Annotated in this window: 13 protein-coding genes; 4 read left to right on the top strand and 9 right to left on the bottom strand. The window is 70.7% G+C overall.

The annotated features are described in order from the left end of the window. Positions 1 to 48 precede the first annotated feature (48 nt). The 8 genes from Q8O14_06855 to Q8O14_06820 form a co-directional block, all read right to left on the bottom strand. Entirely contained in the window at positions 49 to 2,769 is a 2,721-nt protein-coding gene (locus tag Q8O14_06855; GenBank protein ID MDP2360456.1) for a zinc-dependent metalloprotease, read from the bottom strand. Positions 2,770 to 2,817: 48 nt separating this feature from the next. Beyond that, positions 2,818 to 3,183 carry a response regulator gene (locus Q8O14_06850; GenBank protein ID MDP2360455.1) on the bottom strand — a complete coding sequence of 122 codons (366 nt, stop codon included), beginning with the start codon at positions 3,181 to 3,183 and terminating at the stop codon, positions 2,818 to 2,820. After that, entirely contained in the window at positions 3,158 to 4,930 is a 1,773-nt protein-coding gene (locus tag Q8O14_06845; GenBank protein MDP2360454.1) for a HAMP domain-containing sensor histidine kinase, read from the bottom strand. The genes Q8O14_06850 and Q8O14_06845 overlap by 26 nt, the downstream gene beginning before the upstream one ends. Positions 4,931 to 4,995: 65 nt before the next feature. Beyond that, positions 4,996 to 5,775, bottom strand: a complete 780-nt coding sequence (locus Q8O14_06840) for a hypothetical protein (protein ID MDP2360453.1) — start codon at positions 5,773 to 5,775, stop codon at positions 4,996 to 4,998. Beyond that, complete coding sequence (locus Q8O14_06835) at positions 5,772 to 7,328, bottom strand: oligosaccharide flippase family protein (protein ID MDP2360452.1); 1,557 nt, start codon at positions 7,326 to 7,328, stop codon at positions 5,772 to 5,774. Before Q8O14_06835 ends, Q8O14_06840 begins: the two co-directional genes overlap by 4 nt. Next, entirely contained in the window at positions 7,325 to 10,036 is a 2,712-nt protein-coding gene (locus tag Q8O14_06830; GenBank protein MDP2360451.1) for a hypothetical protein, read from the bottom strand. The genes Q8O14_06835 and Q8O14_06830 overlap by 4 nt, the downstream gene beginning before the upstream one ends. Continuing rightward, positions 10,030 to 10,491 (bottom strand): type II 3-dehydroquinate dehydratase, encoded by a 462-nt coding sequence (locus Q8O14_06825; protein MDP2360450.1) that lies wholly within the window; start codon positions 10,489 to 10,491, stop codon positions 10,030 to 10,032. Before Q8O14_06825 ends, Q8O14_06830 begins: the two co-directional genes overlap by 7 nt. Next, a complete protein-coding gene (locus Q8O14_06820) occupies positions 10,488 to 11,582 on the bottom strand; it encodes a 3-dehydroquinate synthase family protein (GenBank protein ID MDP2360449.1) in 1,095 nt (364 codons plus the stop codon). Before Q8O14_06820 ends, Q8O14_06825 begins: the two co-directional genes overlap by 4 nt. Positions 11,583 to 11,745: 163 nt before the next feature. Between Q8O14_06820 and Q8O14_06815 the strand changes: the two genes are divergently transcribed. Both Q8O14_06815 and rpmB read left to right on the top strand, forming a co-directional pair. Next, positions 11,746 to 11,976 (top strand): hypothetical protein, encoded by a 231-nt coding sequence (locus Q8O14_06815; GenBank protein ID MDP2360448.1) that lies wholly within the window; start codon positions 11,746 to 11,748, stop codon positions 11,974 to 11,976. Between the two features lie 123 nt (positions 11,977 to 12,099). After that, a complete protein-coding gene (rpmB, locus tag Q8O14_06810; protein ID MDP2360447.1) occupies positions 12,100 to 12,285 on the top strand; it encodes a 50S ribosomal protein L28 in 186 nt (61 codons plus the stop codon). Positions 12,286 to 12,336: 51 nt separating this feature from the next. Here the strand turns inward: rpmB and Q8O14_06805 are convergent, their stop codons facing one another. Then, the gene (locus Q8O14_06805; GenBank protein MDP2360446.1) at positions 12,337 to 14,574 is read right to left on the bottom strand and encodes an AAA family ATPase; all 2,238 of its coding nucleotides are present in this window, start codon (positions 14,572 to 14,574) and stop codon (positions 12,337 to 12,339) included. 343 nt (positions 14,575 to 14,917) lie between these two features. Between Q8O14_06805 and Q8O14_06800 the strand changes: the two genes are divergently transcribed. Continuing rightward, a complete protein-coding gene (locus Q8O14_06800) occupies positions 14,918 to 17,740 on the top strand; it encodes a TIGR03960 family B12-binding radical SAM protein (GenBank protein ID MDP2360445.1) in 2,823 nt (940 codons plus the stop codon). Beyond that, a complete protein-coding gene (locus Q8O14_06795) occupies positions 17,737 to 19,275 on the top strand; it encodes an ATP-binding protein (GenBank protein ID MDP2360444.1) in 1,539 nt (512 codons plus the stop codon). The genes Q8O14_06800 and Q8O14_06795 overlap by 4 nt, the downstream gene beginning before the upstream one ends. Positions 19,276 to 19,285: the final 10 nt, after the last annotated feature.

Here is a 19,285-nt window from a genome sequence, read left to right as displayed (position 1 = left end):
GGTCGGCTGCATCCGCCCGTGGCAGTGCCGCGCCCCGCGCCGGCCCTGCTAGAGCTTTTCCCGCTCCCGCGCCAGGGCCAGGCTGATGCGCTCGCCCAGGTCCTTCTGGTGCTGCGCCAGCAGGGGATCGGCCACGCCTCTCTGCCAGCCGGCCAACTGCTCGCGGATGCGCTCCAAGTCGGAGCGGGCCAGCAGGCGGGCGTCCGCCGGAAGCTGGGTGAGGCGCTTGTCCAGCAGCAGCTCGGTCAGGAGTCCGACGTGGATGCGCTGCAGGTCGCGCTCCTCGAGCCGCGTGGCCGGCCCGGTCCAGATGCGGTCGCGCACCCCCGTGAAGACCTCGGGCAGGGCGATTCCGGCGCCGGGGCGGCGTGCGTTCAGCTCCGCGGCGCGGGCGAGGCGGGCCGGGCAGAAGAGTTCGCCCAGCAGCAGCTCCCGCTCGCGGGCCAACATGGCACGCAGAGGCATGTCCTGGCGCGGGGTCGAGCGCGAGGCGTCGAAACTCCAGCCGAAGCCGGGTCCGGCCTGGCTGAGGCGCTCATCCGCCTCGGCCCAGGGGGCGGCATCGAGCGCGTTCTCAAGCAACAGTTCCAGCATGGCGTGCTGCTCGGCCGCCGGCCAGGGGCTGAGGGGCACGCCGCCGGCGCCCCAGGGCTGCCGGTTGAGACGCATGGCGCCCAGATAACGGGCGAGGGGTTGCAGACTGCCCCACCAGGTGGAGAAGGCCCGCTCCCAGGCCCGCCGGTAGAGCAGGTGGTCGTCCCCCGTCTTCAGCACCAGGTCCGGCGCCACGGCCATCTGGGCGCGGGCCAGGCGCAACTGGTGCCGCGTCCAGGCCTCCTCGTCGGAGGACAGGTCGAAGACGCGGATGGTGGGGTCCAGGGCGCTGCCCCAGCCGCGCACGTCGTAGGCGTCCTCGTCCGTGCCGTAGCGGAGGGCGGGGTCGCTGGCGCTGCGCTCCAGGAGTGGTCGCAGGGCGAGGGCGTCGGCGGCCGGATCCGCCGCCCCGGTGGGCGTGTAGCCCCACTCGATGGCGTAGAGGTCGTAGGGGCCGAGGGTGCGCGTGTGGTAGTCGCCCTGCCGCTCCGGCTCCACGGCCACGCAGGCGGGGTCGTACTCCATCACCGAGGAGACGAGACCCATGCGCGCCGTCAGGCTGCTGTCCCACAATTGCTCGAAGCCGTGCAGGGCGCTGGCCGCGAAATTGTGGCGCAGACCCAGGGTGTGTCCCACCTCGTGGGCCACCAGGGAGACCAAATATTGCTCGACAATGGGCCAGGGCAGGGGGTCGCCCGCCTTGAGCCGGCCCTGGGCGGCCAGTTGCGCCCCCGCCAGGGCGGCGCTCTCGGTCAGGAAGCGGGCCGCTTGGCAGCCCTGCCGCAGCTCGGGGTCGCGCCAGGCGGCGGCCAGGGCCTCGCCCTCGGCTTGCAGGGCGGCCAGCAGCCCCTCGCCGGCGGCGGGATGCTCCGCCTCCTCCAGCCGCGGCTGCCCATCGGCGCGGTGCCCCAGCGGCGCGATGCCCACCCGCCGCACCATGTCCGCCTCGATCAGGATGTCGGCGTTGAGGATCTCCCCCGTCCAGGGGTTGACCTGGCTGGGGCCCATCGCCCCGAAAGAGGGCTCGGCCGAGGAGATCCAGCGGATGACGTTGTAGCGGATGTCCGCCGGGTCCCACTCGGCGTCGTCGGGCATCTGCTTCACGACAAAGGCGTTCCGGAAGCCGGCCCGCTCGAAGGCCAGGTTCCACAGCTCGGCCCCGCGGCGCACGGCGTCCCGGTAGGCGGGCGGTATGGTGTTCTCCAGCCAATAGACGATGGGCTTGACCGGTTCCGACAAGGCGGTGGCGGGGTCCTGCTTCTCCAGGTGCCAGCGGTTGGCCACGCGGATCATGGGATCCTCCAGCCCGTCGTCGCCCCACAGGCGCCAACCCGTCTCGAAGTAGCCCACCCGCGCATCGGCCAGGCGCGGCTGATAGCTGCTGGCCGGAAGTTCCGACAGGCTGGCCCGCAGCTCCACCTCCAGGAAGCGGGGATCCTCCATCAGGTTCCAGCCGCTCTCCGCTTTCTTGGTGCGGAAGCCCGTGATCGTGCCCAGTTCCAGGTTGGCGGGATAGGCCTGCAGCCGGGTCCAGCGCGCCATGCCGTCGGCCGGGGCGTAGTCGGCGCCCAAGATCCGCTTGAGGCGCTGGGCCGTGCCCAGGGGATCGTCGAAGAACCAATCATCCAGGAGGACCAGGCAGGAGCCCCGCTTCGGTTCAGGCTGGGAGACCAGCTTGAAGGCGGTGAGCGGATGGTCGCTCACCGAGCGCTCCACCATGCGCCCGGCCGCTCCGTCCTCCGTGGCACGGAACATCAGGTTGCGGCGGACGAGCCGCAGGCGCTGGCCGGTCATCTCGAAGCGGACGACCATGTGGCCGGCCGGCATGCCAGCGACCAGGCCGCGGCCGCCCGCGCCCGTCTCCTGGGTGAAGGAGAGCAGGTAGTCCCGGTCCAGCTGAGTGGGCAGCACTTCCAGCCAGCACTGGTCGGTCTTGGGCTTGTGGTATAGCGTGAAGAGGCCGGAAAGGGTGTCCGCCCCCTCCACCACTTCGGCGAAGGGGGGCTTCTCGTCCTTCCCCTTCTTTCCCTTCTCCGGCGCCCCGCCACCCGGGATGCTGACGGTGAAGAAGGCGTCGTAATCGCCGCCCTGCGCGGCCGGATGGGCCTTGACGCAGGCGGCCGGGCCGGCCAGCACGAGGAGGGCCGCCAGCCAAAGCCGGCAGATGGTGGTCATGACATGCCTTTCTGGTAGGGTCTGGCTGCTTGTCGGGGCGGCGGGCGATCAGCGCCGGCCACGCTCGCTCAAGGTTCTCTCAATGGTCCGCTTCAACTCGCCCAGGTCCATGGACTTGACCAGGTAGGCGTCCGCCAGCCAGCTGGAGAAATCCTCCTTGTGGTGCGGAAAGGCGCTGTAGATGATGACGGGGACCTCGTTGTCCTCGGCCACGATGCGCCCCATCGCCTCCAGGCCGTCCATCTCCGGCATGCGGATGTCCATCACGATGAGGTCCGGTCGCACCTGGCGGGCCAGTTCGACGGCCTCGCGCCCGGTGGCGGCGAAATGCAGCTCGTGGCCTTCGGCGGAGAACTCTTCCTGATAGAGCAGTCTCAGCGATTCGTCGTCATCCGCGATCAGGATCCTGGCCATGGCTCCTCCCGTGCAGAGTGGTGATGAACTCCGCGCCCCCCAGCCGGCCAGGCTGGACGAGCCGGATCTCCCCCTCGTGCAGCCGGGCGATGTCCCGGGCCTGGGCCAGGCCCAGGCCCAGGGCGCCGTCGCGCCCGCTGACGAAAGGTTCGAACAATCGGTCAAGCAGGGATGGCGGAACGCCGGGGCCGTCGTCGGCCACGGCGAGCCGCAGTTCGCCCTCGTGGCAGGACAAGCCGACGGCCAGGCGCGTGCAGCGCTGGCCGTTCTCCCGGCGGGGCTCGTTCAGGTCCAGGACGTTCTGCAGCTGGATGTGCAGCAGCTGGTCCAGGCGCAAGACGTCGCCAAAGGCCCAGCAGGGTTCGGCAGGCAGGTCCAGCTCGAGGGTGATGCCCCGCTCGCGGAAACTCTCCTCCAGGCGCTCCGCCAGCTGCTCCACCCGTGAGCGCAGATCCACCCGGTCCCGCCGCAGGATCTGGGGCGCGCCGTAGTCGAGCAGGGCCTCGAGGATGCGCTCGATGCGCCGGCATTCCTTGAGCACCAGCTCGGCGTGCTCCCGCGGCTTGTCCAGGCCCTCCAGCTCGCGAACGAGCAGGCGGGCGAAGCCGCCGATGGACATGAGCGGCGTCTTGATCTCATGGGCCAGGTTGCCCGTGACGCGGCCGACGGCGGCCAGTTTCTCGGCGCTGAGCAGCTGGGCCTGACGGCGGTCCAGCTGGACGTTGGCCTCCTGCAGCTCCTTGACCCGCTCGTCCAGCTCGCGGTTGAGCCGGGCCCGCTCGATGGCGAAGCCCAGGTGGCGCGCGCAGCTGACCAGGGCGTCCAGATGCTCGCTGGTGGGCGGCCGCTGGGTGATGGCATTGTCGACCAAAAGGAAGCCCCGCGTCTCCTCCGGCTGCCCGGCCTCGCCCGAGATGGGGACGCGCACGGGCGCCAGCCAGCTCTCCTGGCTGCCCGTCATCTCCAGCAGGCAGACCGAACCCGGCTCGCGCAGCTCCGGCATGTGCAGGCAGGTGCAGCCCGGACGCTCGAGGGCCTGGCGGAGCTGGGGAGGGGCGGCGGCCAGGTGGAAGCGCAGGCTTTCCACGTGGCGCTGGATGGGCCGGTCCGCATCCTGCTCATCCAGCTGTTGGAAAAGCTCGGAGAGGCTGAGCAGGTTGAGGTCGTGGCGCATCCAGATGCGGGAGGCCTCCTCGCCGCTCAAGGGGCCGACCGCCAGGCGGCCGACGATCTCGTCGCCCTGGCGGTGGAAATAGAAGGCGCGGTTGAATTCCAGCCCCTTGCCGAAGGTGAGGCCGGCCAGGATGATGCGCAGGATGCGGTCCAGGTCGCGGCTCTGCTGCAGGGCGGCCAGCACCTGGTTGAGGATGTCCAGCTGCCGCAGCTGCCGCTCGAGGTCCACCTCGGTGCGGCTCAGTTCGAGGTTCGACTCGTCCAGATTCCGCTCGACCACCAGGACATGCCCCGCCAGTTCGCCCTTGAGGGGCAGGATGTCCAGGTCGATGCCATGCTCGCCGCCGCAGAGATGGGGAGGCAGCCGCAGATGACGGCGCCGGCCGTCGCGCAGGCTGAGGCGGATGGGGCACTCTTCATCGCTCAGCGTGCAGAGGTGGCAGTCGCCGTCATGGATCGCCCCCGGCGTGGGCAGCGGCTTGCCGTCCAGGCCCACCGCGTGGTGGTGTTCATCCACGATGGCCAGCCGCAATGGCAGGCGGACCAGAAGTTCCTCGGATGGCGGCAGCGGCATGGGCGGTACCCGTTGGGACTGTGGCTGCAAGTTATCCAGACTGGTCGGGATGGGCAATGGCCGGCTCAGTCGGGCTCCGCCGGCGGCGGGGCGGCGAGGGCGGGACAGCGGGCCAGCATCCAGGCCAGGGTGAGGGCCAGGGCAAGGAGGGGCAGGCCCCGGGAGAGGCCCAGCAGCATGGCGGCGCTGACCAGGGCCGTGGAGGGCAGGAGGCCGAGCGAGGCGAGGCGCAGGCGGGCCGCCCCGTCCAGGCCCAGGCGGTAGAGGAGGTTGGGCACCAGGGCGAAGAGGCCGGCCAGGCCCAGCTCGGCCGCCAGCAGGGCCAGGCTCAGCACGTAGAGGAAGGGGAGGGAAAGGACGAGGCTGGTCCAGCGCAGACCGCTGGCCAAAGCAAGCAGGTCGCCATGGTCCAAGCGGGACTCGCCCTGGCCCGTCCCGCCCAGGGGAAAAGCCTGGATGCGCCCCTCGGCGCCCTTGACCAGGACCCGGGTGCGCGTGACCATGAGGAGGGCGGCTCTCTCCTCCAGGCGGGTGCGTCCCTCCAGATCGATGATGGCGAACTCATGGCCGCCTCGATCCAGCAGCACGAGGGGCTCGCTCAGGGGCGGCTCCGTCCACAGCTTGCCGTCCCGCAGTCCGAGCAGAGGCAGCTGCTCCACCACGACCGGCGCCTCGGCCAGGAGGCGGTCCAGGACCTTCATCACCATGAGGTTCATGGCCAAGGTCAGGATCAAAGCCGCCAGCAGCACCCGTCCCAGCCCGATGCCGCGCCCCGAGCGCACCTCGTCCACCGCCCTTTGCCGTTGCCAGGACGGCACCACCAGACGCCGCAAGCCCCCAATCATGTGACACCTCCCCCGCCGCGGATGGCCCGGGAGCGATCCCGGCGCTCCTTGATGAACTGTCCCAATCCGGCCCGCCAGGCCAGCAGCAGGAAGACCGCGCCGTGACTGAGGGTGCCCAGCAGGATCATCTCCCAGGGGCCGCGGCCGGCCAGGCGCCCCCCCAGCGCCGCCAATCCGGCCACCAGCGCCAGGCGCGCGATGCGCCAGAGGCGGCCGGGCACGAACACGCGCGTGACGGGCAGTCCCAGGCCCCGCCCCAGCAGCCACCAGAAGACTGCGACTTCGGCGATGGTGGCCAGAACGGTGGCCAAGGCCGGACCCGCCCAGTGCAGGCGCACCAGCCAGAGGGAGAGGGTGGCATTGAGCAGCAGGTCGCCCAGCGCCGTGCCCAGCACCCAGCGCTGCAGGCCCAGCGTGTTGAGCACCTGGCCGTAGAAGATGAGGCGCAGCGGGAAGAGCAGCAGGTAGAGGCGGAAGGGCAGGGCCGATGCCTCGTAGGAGGGGCCCCACAAGGCCACATAGAGCGGGTCGGCCAGCACCATGAGCAGGGTGAAGATGGGGAAGACCAGCCAGGCCACCTTCTCCACGCCCTCGGCCAGCAGGTCGGCCAGTTCCGGCAGCCGGCCCTCGTGCTGCAGGCGCGAGATGTGCGGCAACATGACGACGGACACGCTCCCCACCAGCACGGAGACGAAGGGCACTTCCAGCGCGCCGGCCTGGAAGCGCGCGAAGACGGCCTTGTCGACAAAGAAGGCCGCCACGATGTTCTTGTCCAGGTAAGCCGCCAGGTAGGCCACCAGGGTCGTGGCCGTGATGGGCAGCGCGTAGCCCAGCAGCGGCCTGAGACGCTCCCGGCTGAAGCGGATGGGCCGCCAGGCCAACTCGGGGTGGCTGGCCAGGAGCGCGGCCTGGAATACGGCCCACTTGGCCAGGGCCATCATCCCCAGCAGCCAGCAGGCGGCCCGGATGCCCGCCCCTTCGCGGCCCAGCTCGGGCCAGAGGGCGGCCAGCCGGTCGGCGATCTCGGGCAGAAGCTCGGGTCGGGCGCCCAGGGCGACGGGTCCCAGGGCCAGCAGGAGGAAGAGCGCGGCTTCCAGCGTCAACCAGACGGCCAGCAGACGGAAGCGGCCCAGCAGGTTGAAGACGGACTCCATCCCCGAGCCGGCGACCATCGCCCCGCCGTAGAGGGCGAAAACCTTGAGATGGCCGGCCAGCTCCGGCATGTGGTAGAAGCCGGCGAGGCGGGGCGCGGCCCACCACAGCAGAGCCCCGTAGACCAGGCCCATGACGAGCAGCAGCTGGTGCACGGTGGCCATCAGCCTGGCCTGCTCCTCGGGCCGGGCCCGCGGGAAGAAGTAGAAAAGCACGCTGGGCAGGCTGAGGATGAAGAACATGTAGCTGGTGTTGAACACCAGCCAGATGTTCTGGTATTCCGCCGTGAAGCCAAGCCGCTCGCCGAAGAGCCGCGCCACGCCCAGGTTGACCAGCAGGCGCGCGGCGCTGGCGGCCGAGCGTCCCAGGCTGAGCAGCAGGCTCTGGCGGGTCAGGCTCATGGACGGCGCTGGCGGGGGGACGGGGCCGCTTCCGGCGGCAGTCCGGCCCGGATCCAATCCGTCTCGGCCGCCAGCACGGGGTCGGCCTCCAGGCGCGGCACCAAGCGGCGAGCCAGGAGCCCGTCCCGCCGGGCCAGCAGGCGGACCAGTTCCCGGCGCGCCAGGGAGGGTCGCTCCTCGTCGAAGAGGGCAGCGGCGACGCGCCGGCCGTCCAGCAGGCTGTCCTGGGCCAGACTCTCAAAGGCGCTGATGCGCACGGCCAGGACGCTGTCCCCCAGGGCCGTCAACAGCGCCTCGCGCCCGACCGCCGTGGAGGGCAGCCGGCCCAGTCCCCAGGCCGCCGAGCGGCGCAGCCCGGCGTGGGGCCAGCCCAATCCTTCAAGCAGGGGCTCCGGCGCGCCGCCGCGCTCCGCCAGGCATTCCAGCAGCAGGGCGGCCTGACCCGGCTCCTGCCGCCCGACGCCCTGCCGCCACCAGTCCGCGAAGAGGCTGGCTTCGCCCAAGGTCCGCGTCTCGGACAGAGTCCACAGGGCGAAGCCCCGCTCCGACAGGCGCGCCTCGCGCTCCTCCCCCGCCGTCCCCGGGATTTCCTGCTCCACCGCCTCAACCAGCAAGGGCAGGGCGGCCTCGCCCATGGCCGCCACCAGGTCCTTGAGGGCGTGCCGCTCCCAGCTGATGCGTGAGGCCATCAGGCGCCGCTGGCGGATCAGGCCGGCCAGGTCGGCCGGCCGCTCCTTGAGGGCGGCGCGCGCCAAGTCCCGCTCGCGGGACCATTTGGGCTCCAGGCGGATGGCCCAGACGTAGAGCCGCTCCACGCGGTCGTCGGCACGGAAGAGGGAATCCAGCCCCTTCACCGGCTCAGCGGCGGCTGGAGTCCCGACCGTCGCGGCCGCCGGGGCGCTCCAATCCTGCCCCAGGCCGCGCAGGCTGCCGCTCCAAAGGCTGTCGTTGGCGCCCGGCCCCAGGTAGAGATCCTCTCCTTGGGCGTCAAGGAAGAAACCGATGGACCCGGTGCGGCGACGGGGATCGCCGTAAGCGCGCGGTTTGGCCTGGCCCCGCATGGCGTAGAGGTCCTGACCGGCCAGGTCGGTGAGGAGGCCGCAGCCGTTGGCGCTGCCGGCGCCCTGGCTCAGGTCCCAGGCCACGTAACTGTCGTCGCCGGCCATGTCCAGCAACCAGCCCAGCGCCAGGTCGTGGCCGCAGCCCTGGCTGACGCCGCGGCTCTGGTAGACGTCCAGGCCCGCTTGGTCGAGCAGCAGGCCCGCCGCCAGATGCACCCCCGCCCCCTGGGCGTACTGCCACGCGAGGTAGCGATCGTTGCCGGCGCGGTCGACCAGGGCGCCCAGCGACCACCAATAGGCCGCCCCCTGTCCGTAGATGTCGGCGCTGTAGAGGTCGTTCCCGCCCAGGTCGTGCAAGAGGCCGATGCCGCCGGAGAGGTCGGGACGCTGGCCATAGCCGAAACCCTGGCCCAGGGTCAGGTGGTGGTCCTCGTAGCGGATCTGGTCCACGAAGCGGGGCTGCATCAGGTAGTGGTCGTGCCCGTCCGTATCCTGCAGCAGGCCGAGGCCGGCCAGGTGGCCGAAGCCCTGCCCGTACAGGCTGCTCAGGTACAAGTCGTTGCCGCCGCCGTCCAGCAGCACGCCGATACCCAGGCTGCCCGCCCCCAGGCAGAAGGTGTCGCCGCTGTAGTGATCGTCGCCGCCATGGTCCACGAGCAGGGCCATGCCCCCCAGGGCGGCGCCCAGGGCGGCGAATTCGCCCTCGTAGCGATCATTGCCGGCCAGGTCCAGCAACAGGGAGAGACCGCCCACAGTGGCGGCGGGTCCGATCTCGCCCCGGCAGAGGTAGTGGTCGTCCCCGTCGAGATCGATGAGGAGGCTGACCCCGCCGCGGGTGACGGCCACCGGTCCCTCGTAGCGGTCATCCCCGCCCAGGTCGATGATGATGGGCGGCAGCTCGCCCCGCCAGGTGTTGGGGCCGGCCGCGCCGATCGCCACCCGCTCATCGGCATGGAGCACCGGCCCGAAGCATGGGTGGTCGCGCACCCGTTCCCCCGCCGCGGCCTCCCGGAGCAGGGGCAGATCCCGGTGCAGGCCATCCAGCTCGGCCAGGATCGCCAGGAGCTGGGCCACATCCGGCAGGTCGGCCCGCTCGAGACGCTCCTGGCGCCGGCGGGCCTCCGCCTCGGCCAAGCGCAGCAGGCTGTCCAGTTCGAAAACGCTGCGCTCCCCCAGGTCGGGATCCTCCTGCAGCAGGTCGGACAGGTCCTGCTCCAGGACTTCGACCGCGGCGGCGGAGAGCAGCCGATGCCCGGCCAGCGCGCCCAGCCGCTGGATCCAGGCGTCCCAGTTCCCCCTTTCCGCAAAGGCGGGGGGCGCCGGCGCCGCCAGGGGCCACTTGGCGGAAGGCGATCCCGCCCGCACCACCTCCCCCTGCAGGAGGGCACCCAACCCGGCCAGATCCCCCGTGCTGGACAGGGCCCGGCAGAGGGAGTCGGCCCAATGGTCCAGGCGGCGGCCGGCCATCAGCACCTCGTCCACGCGTCGCAGGCGCAGGCTGTCACGCTCGGCGGGCAGCAGCGGGAAGGCGAGGTCCGCCGGCCGCAAACCGGCCCGCTGCAGGGCCTGGGCGAAGGGGTCTTCTCCGGCGATGGCCGGCGCGGCCACCAGGGCCGGCAGGAGCAGGATGCTCAGCTTTTTCAGCATGCGCCGCCTCCCTTCTCCTGCCGCGAGGATCCATTCCATTGTGACAGCAGGTGCCGGGCCGCCGCGGCATAGCCGGCCGGCCCCATGCCGCAGACGAGGGCGGTGGCGGCGCGGGCCGTGAGCAGGCGCCGGCGGAAACTCTCCCGGGCCGCCACCTGGCTCACATGCACCTCGACAATGGGGATGCGCAGCGCCAGCAGCGCGTCCAGCAGCACGACACTGGTGTGGGAGAGGCCGCCCGGATTGATGATGAGGCCGTCGGCGTGATCGTCGGCCCATTGCAGGCGATCCACCAGCGCCCCCTCGTGGTTGCTCTGGAAGAAGGTCCAGCCGACCTCCGGAAAGGCGCGGATCAGTTCCTGCCCGATCTCATCCAGGCTGTGGCCGCCGTAAATCTCCACCTGGCGCCGGCCCAGGCGGTTGAGGTTGGGTCCATTGACCAGATCCAGTCTCATCTCACCAGATCCTTCCATTGCCGCCATGCCTCGGCCACCGTCTCCCCCGCCACGTCCTGCAGGCGGGCGCGGCCGGGCGTCTCGGGCAGCACCAGCCGCAGACGGCCCTCCCGCACCTTCTTGTCCTGGGTCATGGCTTTCATCAGGTTCGCCACCGACAGCCGGACCAGCTTCCGCGCGGGCAACAAGCCGAGGGAGGCCAGCACCCGCCGCAGGCGCTCCTCCATCTCATCGGCCGCGGCCGGTGGCGCCGCGCCGGTCAAGCGGCTGGCCCGCGCCGCCGCCAGCATGCCGAAGAGCACGGCCTGGCCATGCCCCAGCTCCCCGTCGCCCCGGGCCTCCAGCGCATGGGCGAAACTGTGGCCCAGATTGAGCAGAGCCCGCTCCCCCGCTTCGAACTCGTCCCCTTCCACCAGGGCCGCCTTGACGCGGAGGGCGCGCTTCAGGTGCCCGGCCAGATCCGGGTGGCCGGCGCGCAGGAGGCCGGCCGGATCCTGCTCGAGGCGGCTGGCCCAGCTTCCGTCCGACAACCAGGCGGCCTTGAGCAGCTCCCCGAACCCGCCGGCCCATTCCCGCGCCGGCAGGGTGTCGAGGCAATCCAGGTCGACCACCACCAGACAGGCCGGCCAGAAGGTGCCCACCGCGTTGCGCAGTCCGCCGAAATTGATCGCGGTCTTGCCGCCGAGGCAGGCGTCGACCATCGCCAGCAGGCTGGTGGGGACCAGGATGAGCGGCACGCCCCGCTTCCACAGGGAGGCGGCCAGGCCGCCCAGGTCGCCGATCACGCCGCCGCCGAAGGCCACCAGGGGCGAATGCCGCTCCAGGCCCAGGCTGCCCATCTCGGCGAGCACGGTGAGCAGGTTGGCGCTGTTCTTGCTTGCCTCGCCCGTGGGAAGGACCAGACGGTGCAGGTCGCTTCCCTCCACCAGGTCCTCCAGCTGCCGGGCGCGGGCGCGGGCCACCTGGTTGTCGGTAAGCAGCATGCGCGGCCGGGGTCGTCGGGCCAGATCCGCGGCGAGGATGGGGGCGCCGTCCCGTCCCAACCACAGGCGGGTGTCATGGCGAGCCAGTCGCAGCGTCAGCTCAAACACAGGTCAATCGCATTGAACGGCAGTCCAGTTGGCTTGACAGAGTTCCCGCCCCTTGGCACGGAAAAGGGGTTTTCCAGAATGCGGAACAAGATAGCATGACCCCGTGGGGGCCATCCCCTTGATGGAAAACACTTTGAAACTGGCATCTCAATCGCGTGGGTCGATGACCGGCAAAGCGGAGATGATCGTGGATCTGCTGGACAGGCGTTTGCGGCGGGAGTTGGAGGCCCTTTTCCGGCGGCATGGCATGCAGGACTGGCGCCTGGACCGGGCGGCGGACCATTGGCGGCTGAGCGCCTCGGGCGCGGCGCGGCGCTTGCTGCCCCTGGCCCGACTCCTCCTGCGGCGACGCCTGGCGGCCTGGTCCCGCACCCTGGGTGGCCCGCTTGCCTGACAAGCCTTGCGTTCCCACATCCTCACTGTTATACTGAGCGCTCTTGAACCGGGAAGAGGTCCGGCCGGCGCCGAAAGGATGCGCCTCCGGCCATCCGCCCAGGCAGAACAGCTGAGGTACCCGATGAGCCGAGTTTGCCAGATCTGCGGCAAGGGCCCGATGAGCGGTCACCGCGTCTCCCATGCCAACAATCATACAAAGCGCCGTTTCCTGCCCAATCTGCAGACCGTCCACGCCCGCGTCGACGGGGAGCGCCGCAAGATGCGCATCTGCACCTGTTGCATCCAGGCCGGCAAGGTCGAGAAGTAGCCGGCGCGCACAGTCGATTGGGCGGCGGCCCGGGCGGCCGCCGCTTCCATGTCAGGACCCCACCGGCCGACTCGCCAACCGCACCCTCCCCTCCGCCAGGCTGACCTGGATCCGCATGGGCTTCCCGTTGGAGGCCAGGATCTCCTCATTGACCCGTTCCGCCACCAACTCCTCGAACTTGCGGTCCACGTTGCGGGCACTCACGTCCTGCCTGCTGCCTTGGTGGGCCAGCCACTGGGACACGTCGGGCGAGACATCCAGCTCATGGCCCAGCCGGGCCACCTTGGACTGGAAGGCGGGCACGATCCGCTCCCGCAGGATGCGCAGCAGATCCTCCTCCGCCAGCGGCTGGAAGACGACCAGCTTGTCCACGCCGCGCAGCAGCTCCGGCGTGAAGTAGTCGCGCAGCACGACCTCACTCAGGCGCCCCACCTCAGGGCTCTGGAAGCCGATGCTGCCCTTGTGTTCGAAGCCGACCAGATCGGACAGCAGGACGACGGTGGTCTCGTTGACGGGCATCTGCTGGCCGGCGGCGTCCCGCAGGCTGCCCTCCTCGAAGCTCTTCAGGAAATAGTGCAGCACCTCGCCCGCGGCGAATTCAATGTTCTTGAGGATGAGGACGCGCCGCGGCTCCGCCCGCAGGCGCTCCCACACGGTCTGCAAAGGATAGCCACCCTCGGCGCCGGGCACCCGGCCCACGATCAGTTGCAGGCTCTCCGCCTCCTGGAACTCGCTCATCTCCACGAGGAAGGGCTCGCGGTTGTAGAGGATGCGCGACAGCTCCCCGGCGAAGAGCTGTTTGCCCACGCCGGCTGGCCCGGCAAAGAGGAATACGCCGTCGGGCCGCTCCGGGTTGAGGTCCAGGTCACTCTTGGTGAAGCGGATCGTGCGGCACACCTCCTGGATGGCGGCGTCCTGGCCGATGATGCGCGAACTGAGCAATTCCTCCAGGCGGCTCAGCCGCTCCTGCAGATCGGGGAAATCCGCCTCCTCGCGGCCGGTGATGCGGCCCAGGGCCAGGCGCAGCACGGATTCCCAATTGGGCGGGCAGGAGTCCTCCGACAAGGCAAGGATGGAGAGGGCGACGTCGAGGAGGATGAGCGCCTTCTTGGGGAACTGGCTGGTGCGCACGTGCTCATCGGCCATCTCCACCAGGCGCTCCAGCTGGCCGCGGTCCAGCGGCACCCCGTACTGCTCCTCGAACTTGTCCTTGACCTGCTCAAGGATCAGGAGCACGTCGCCACGGGGCAGGGGCTTGATGTAGAGCGGGGCGAGCAGCTCCTCGAAGACGGGATTGACCTTGATCACCCGGTTGACGAAGTCCACGTCGGTCAGAAGGACAAAGTGCAGCCTCTTGAACTGGAGCAGGCCGAAGAGGCGCTGGAGGAAGTCCTGCATCACCGGCGTGGCGTTGGCGAACCAGTGGTGGAAGCCGTCCAGGACAAGGATGATCTCCGGGTGCTGCTCCAGGAAGCGGCGCAGCACTTCGAAGCGGTTGGCCAGGTCCTGCTGGCTCTGCAGGTCCTTGAGGAAGACCTCGCGGGGAAACTCGAAGAAGCGTTTGCCGGCGAAGATGCGGGGCACGCGGCCGGCGGCCGTCTCCTCGATCAGCCGCCGCAGCACCATGCTCTTGCCCACCCCGGGCTGCCCGTAGATGAGCAGGTTCTGGCGGTAGCGGCGCACCAGCACCTCCATCGCCGCCCGGCAATACTCCGGATAGGGCAGCAATCCCTGCATGGGATCCTCCCCGTAGCGCCGGTTGAGGTCGTGGTCGGGGGAGAACATGGCCCGCAGGAAGTCGGCGGCCCCTTCGGCGCGGCGCACCAGCTCGACGCCCAGCTTCTCCAGCGGGAGGGGGTAGAGCTGGTCCCAGTTGAAGAGCAGCAGCTGCAGGAAGTGGTCGGCCTCCAGCTCCTCCTCGCCCTTCTCGGACTGCCAGCTGGCCAGCACGCTCAGCACCGTGTCGTCCGGGGGCGGCGTGTAGTCCGCCATCGCTTCGCGCAGACCATCAAGGCCGTCCTCTTCCTCCCCTTCCTCGCCGGCATCCGGCGCGGCGACGCGGGCCGCCTCCTGGGCGGCCACGGCGCTGGAGGATTGGCGGAAATGGGCCAGCAGCGCCTCGCGATGCTCATCGCCCTTGAGCAGCCCCTGCCAGGTGTCCAGGATCTTGTCCGGGTCCTGCAGGGAGGCGATCATCAGTTCGGGCAGACCCCAGTCCCCGCGCCCGAACTCGAGCGCCACGGCCGCCGCACGGGTGAACCAGTCCTGGAGTACCGGGCTCAAGTACATCTTGTCTTCTCCCATGGGATGATCGGGCCCAGCAGCCTGTCAGGCTTTGCCGCTTCGAGGTCTTCATCGCCCCACCCGACGCTCGCGTCGAGCCTGCCGGTCCCATTCGACGCAGATTTCTTGCGAGCAACTGCCATTACGCATCGCGAAATCCCCGCCAAATGGCCCTCGACAGGGGCACGAATCCCATCGAAGGTCCAAGCCCGACAGGCTGCCAGTGTGGCCAATCTAGCAAGCCTGCCGCTGGGTGCGTTGCAGGAACAGTCCCCGTTTCGGAGACTGGGGCGGTGCCGCGCCGGCACGACGGCGGCGGCAACAGCCGTCCGACCGCGGAAAGGAACACATGTCCACCAGCCCCCATCCCTGGGCCGCCCTGCTCAGGCGCGTCGAGAAACCCGCCCGCTACTTGGGCGGCGAAGTCTTCTCCGTGGTCAAGGATCCAGCGGACCCCGCCCTCGCCTGTCGCTTCGTGCTCTGCTTCCCCGACCTCTACGACATCGGGATGAGCCACCTGGGCACCAAGATCCTCTATTCGGTGGTCAACCGGGAGGCGGACCTCGCCATGGAGCGCTGTTTCTGTCCCTGGATGGACCTGGAGCAGGAACTGCGCGAGGCGGGCCTGCCCCTCATCAGCCTGGAGAACCGCCTGCCCCTCTCCGCCTTCGACGTGGTCGGCTTCTCCCTGCAGTACGAGATGACCTACACCAACGTGCTGACCATGCTCGACCTGGGCGGCATTCCGCTGCGGTCGGCGGACCGGGCCGAACGCGACCCCCTCGTCATCGCCGGCGGTCCCAGCGCCACCCACCCGGAGGCGATCGCCCCCTTCATCGACGCCTTCGTCATCGGCGACGGCGAGGAGGCCCTGCCCCGCCTGCTGCGGCTGGTCGGCCGGCTGCGCGCCCACGGCCGCCCCCGGCGGGAGATCCTCGTCCGGCTGGCGCGGGCGGGCGGGTGCTACGTGCCCGCCCTCTATGACACGCGCCTGTGCGACAGGTCCGGCCTGCTGGCCGTGGGCCAAGCGCTGGTTGACGGCGTGCCCGCCCGGGTGGGGCGCAACCTGGTGGAGGACATCAATCGCTTCCCCTTCCCCGACGACAGCCCGGTGGCCGTCACCGAGGCCATCTTCGACCGCATGTCGGTGGAGATCGCGCGCGGCTGCACGGAGGGTTGCCGCTTCTGCCAGGCGGGCATGATCTACCGCCCGGTGCGCGAACGCGATCCGGCGGCCGTGATCGAGACGGTGGCCAGCGCCGTGAGCAGGGGCGGCTACGAGGAGGCCAGCCTCACCAGCCTGTCCACGGCGGATTACTCCTGCATCACCCCGCTCATCCGCGGCGTGATGGAGCGCCTCCGCCCGATCAAGGTGGGGCTGGGCATCTCCAGCCTGCGCGCCTACGGCCTCTCCGAGGAGCTGCTGGACGAGATCGCCAGCGTCAAGGCGACGGGCCTCACCTTCGCGCCGGAAGCCGGCACCCAGCGCATGCGGGACGTCATCAACAAGAACATCAGCGAGGCCGACATCCTCGCCACCTGTGAGCGGGTCTTCTCCCGCGGGTGGTCCAAGATGAAGCTCTATTTCATCCTGGGGCTGCCCACGGAGTCGGAGGATGATCTGGCCGGGATCGCGCACATGGGAAGCCAGGCGGTGGAGATCGGCCGCCGCCACCACCGCGCCGTCACGGTCACCGTCTCGGTCAGCAGCCATGTGCCCAAACCGCACACCCCCTTCCAGTGGTGCGCCATGGATTCCCTCGAGGAGATCGAGCGCAAGCAGGACTATCTGCGGCGCGAGGCGCAGGCGCGGGGATTCCGCTTCCGCCGCCACGATCTGCGCGTCAGCCACCTGGAGGCGATCATCGGACGCGGCGACCGGCGGGTGGCCGACCTGGTCGAGGACGCCTGGCGCCGCGGCGCCCGCTTCGATTCCTGGGACGAGCAGCTGGATTGGGAGATCTGGCAGGAGGCCCTGACCGCTTGGGAGGAGAAGCAGGGCCTCGACCGGCGCCTCTTCCTCGACACCCTCCCCCTCGACGCCGCCCTGCCCTGGGACCACATCGACGTCGGGCTGAAGGATGGTTTCCTCGCCGCCGAATACCGGCGCGCCCTGCGTCACCGGCTCAGCCCGCCCTGCGGCAAACCCGTGGGCCTCCAGGTCCACCACACCAACCTGGCCGAGGCCGCGGCCGACCAGCGCCGCCTGGTCTGCTACCACTGCGGCGTGGCCTGCGACCTGGCGCAGATGAGGCGGGAGCGCCTGGACAACCTGGAGCGGCTGGACGCCCGCCAGCCCCTGCGCCGGGAGGGTCCCAACGCCCGCGACGAGGCCCTGGCCCGCATCCGGGCCGGACGCGCTCCCAACGAGTGGGACCAGGGCCGGCCCTGGCGCCTGCGCTTGCGCTTCCAGCGCCTGGCCGAGGGCCGCCTCCTCACGCAATTGGACCTGGTCCGCCTGCTGCCCCAGATCCTGCTCCGGGCCGGCCTGCGCCCCTGGTTCAGCCAGGGCTACAGCCCCCATCCCGTCGTTTCCTTCGCTCCCGCCATCTCCATGGGCGCCGCCTCGCTGGCCGACTACGCCGAAGCCCGCCTGGCGGAGGAGCCGGACCTGGCACAGCTCCTCCCGCGGCTGCAGGCCGCCTCGCCCGGCACCTGGCGACCGGTGGCGGCCGAGTTGGCGGCCCCCGAGGAACCCGTGCTCGCCCAAGTCCTCGCCGCATTCGACTGGCTGCTGCAGCTCCCGGACGAGAGCGACGATCCCGCCCTGCCCGTCGGCGAAGACCTGCTTGTGCATTACCGGCGCCTGCTCGACGGGCGCTTGGACTCGCCCCTCCCCCTCGTCGTGCTGCGCAAGGGAAGAAGCCGCCAGGTCGACCCCGGCCCCCGCCTGCTCGCCGCCCGCATCATCCCTGTGCCCGCCGGTCCCGGCGGGGGCGACCTCGAGGCGGGCCGCCCCGCCCTCGCCCTGCGCATCCGGACAGGCGACGGCGCCACCCTCAAGCCGCACGAGTGGTGCCACTGGTGCCTGGGGCCCGCCCTCAAGCCGGTGGGCGTGCTCCGCGTCGCCGGCTGGCGGGAAGAGAAGGGCGTCTGGACCGAGGTCCTGGCGGATCCCGCCTGGCCGGCGCTTGCCTGGCAGAATCCATTGGCCGCCGGGGTGGCGTCATGAAGGGCCGCGCCCGCTCCCTGGTGCGCGACCTCTTCCTGGCCATGATGCTGGTCAGTCTGGTCGGACTGGTCCTCATCACCTGGCAGGGGTTCCGCCTGACGGGCGAGGTCCTGCGCGAGCAGGCCGCCCTGCACCCCACCTGGTCGCGCTCCGCCGCTTCCGAGGCCACCGTCCCCACCGTGGTGGAGGGACTGCAACGCATCCAGACCAGCCTGCTGGCGACGGCGGCGGGCGCCCTCCTCCTCGCCACCCTCATCGCCGCCTGGCTGGGGCTGCTGCTGCGCCGCGAGCTGGCCGAGCTGCGCCACGGCGCCGACCGCATCGCCGCCGGCCACCTGGACCACCGGCTGCCGGCCGACCGGCACCATGCCGAGCTGGCCGTCCTGGCTGACTCGGTCAACCGCCTGGCCCAGACCCTGTCGCGCCAGATCCGCACGCTGGACCGCCAACGCCTGGAACAGGCCACCCTGCTGGCCGGCATGAGGGAGGGCGTGCTCGCCCTGGATGCCGGCGGCCGGGTGCGCAGCTGCAACCCGGCCGCCCGCCGCCTGCTGGACTTGGGCGAGCATCCGGTGGGCGCGCTCCTGGCCGACCTCTTGCCCGGGCGCGAGGTACTGCTGGCGATCATCCTCCGGGGCTGGGAAGAGGGTGAGAGCGAGGGAGAGTTGCCGCCCGACGGCAGCGGCCGCGAACTACGCGTCTGGACCCTGCCCCTGCGCGGCGCCGGGCGGAACGAGTTGCTGCTCGCCGTGATCAGCGACATGAGCGCGGCCAACGCGGCGGAGCGGCTGCGCCGCGAGTTCGTCGCCAACGTCTCCCACGAGCTGAAGACGCCGGTCACCTCCATTCGCGGCTATGTGGAGACCCTGCTGGACGGCGCTGCGGCCGATGAGGCCACGGCGGATCGTTTCCTGCGCGTCATCGAGCGCCAGGCCGGCCGCCTGGAAGCGATCGTCGACGATCTGCTCGCCCTCTCCCGCATCGAGCGGCAGACCGGCGCCGGACTGCCCCCGCGGGAGCTGGTCGATCTGCGCACCTTGCTGGGGCAGCTGCTGGAGGAGCACGAGCCGCTGGCCCGGGCGGCGGAGATCCGGCTCTGCCTGGAGGTGGCGGCGGAGGTGCCGCCGGCTCTGCCCGTGGTGCGGCCCCTGCTCGAGCGCGCCCTGGGCAACCTGCTGAGCAACGCCGTGCGCTATGGCCGTCCACGCACGGACGTGACGATGCGGGCGCGGCTCGCGGACGGGGAGCGGGGCCGTGGCCTGCTGCTGGAGGTGCAGGACGAGGGACGGGGCATCGCGGCGCAGCACCTGCCCCGCATTTTCGAGCGATTCTACGTCGTGGACAAGGCCCGCTCACGGGAAGTGGGCGGCACGGGTCTGGGCCTCAGCATCGTCAAGCACGCCGTCCAGGCCCAGGGGGGCGAAGTGGGGGTGGAAAGCGTGGTGGAGGCGGGCAGCCGCTTCTGGATCCGCTTGCCCCTGGACCCGCCTGCGGCCAAGTCGGCCGACTGGACGCCCAGCAAGTCCATGGCCTGAGGCGAAGCCC

Source organism: bacterium, from assembly GCA_030685015.1.
GTDB lineage: Bacteria > CAIWAD01 > CAIWAD01 > CAIWAD01 > CAIWAD01 > CAIWAD01.
The sequence above is the reverse complement of the archived record's forward strand: the minus strand, read 5'-3'. Positions and strand labels throughout refer to the sequence as shown.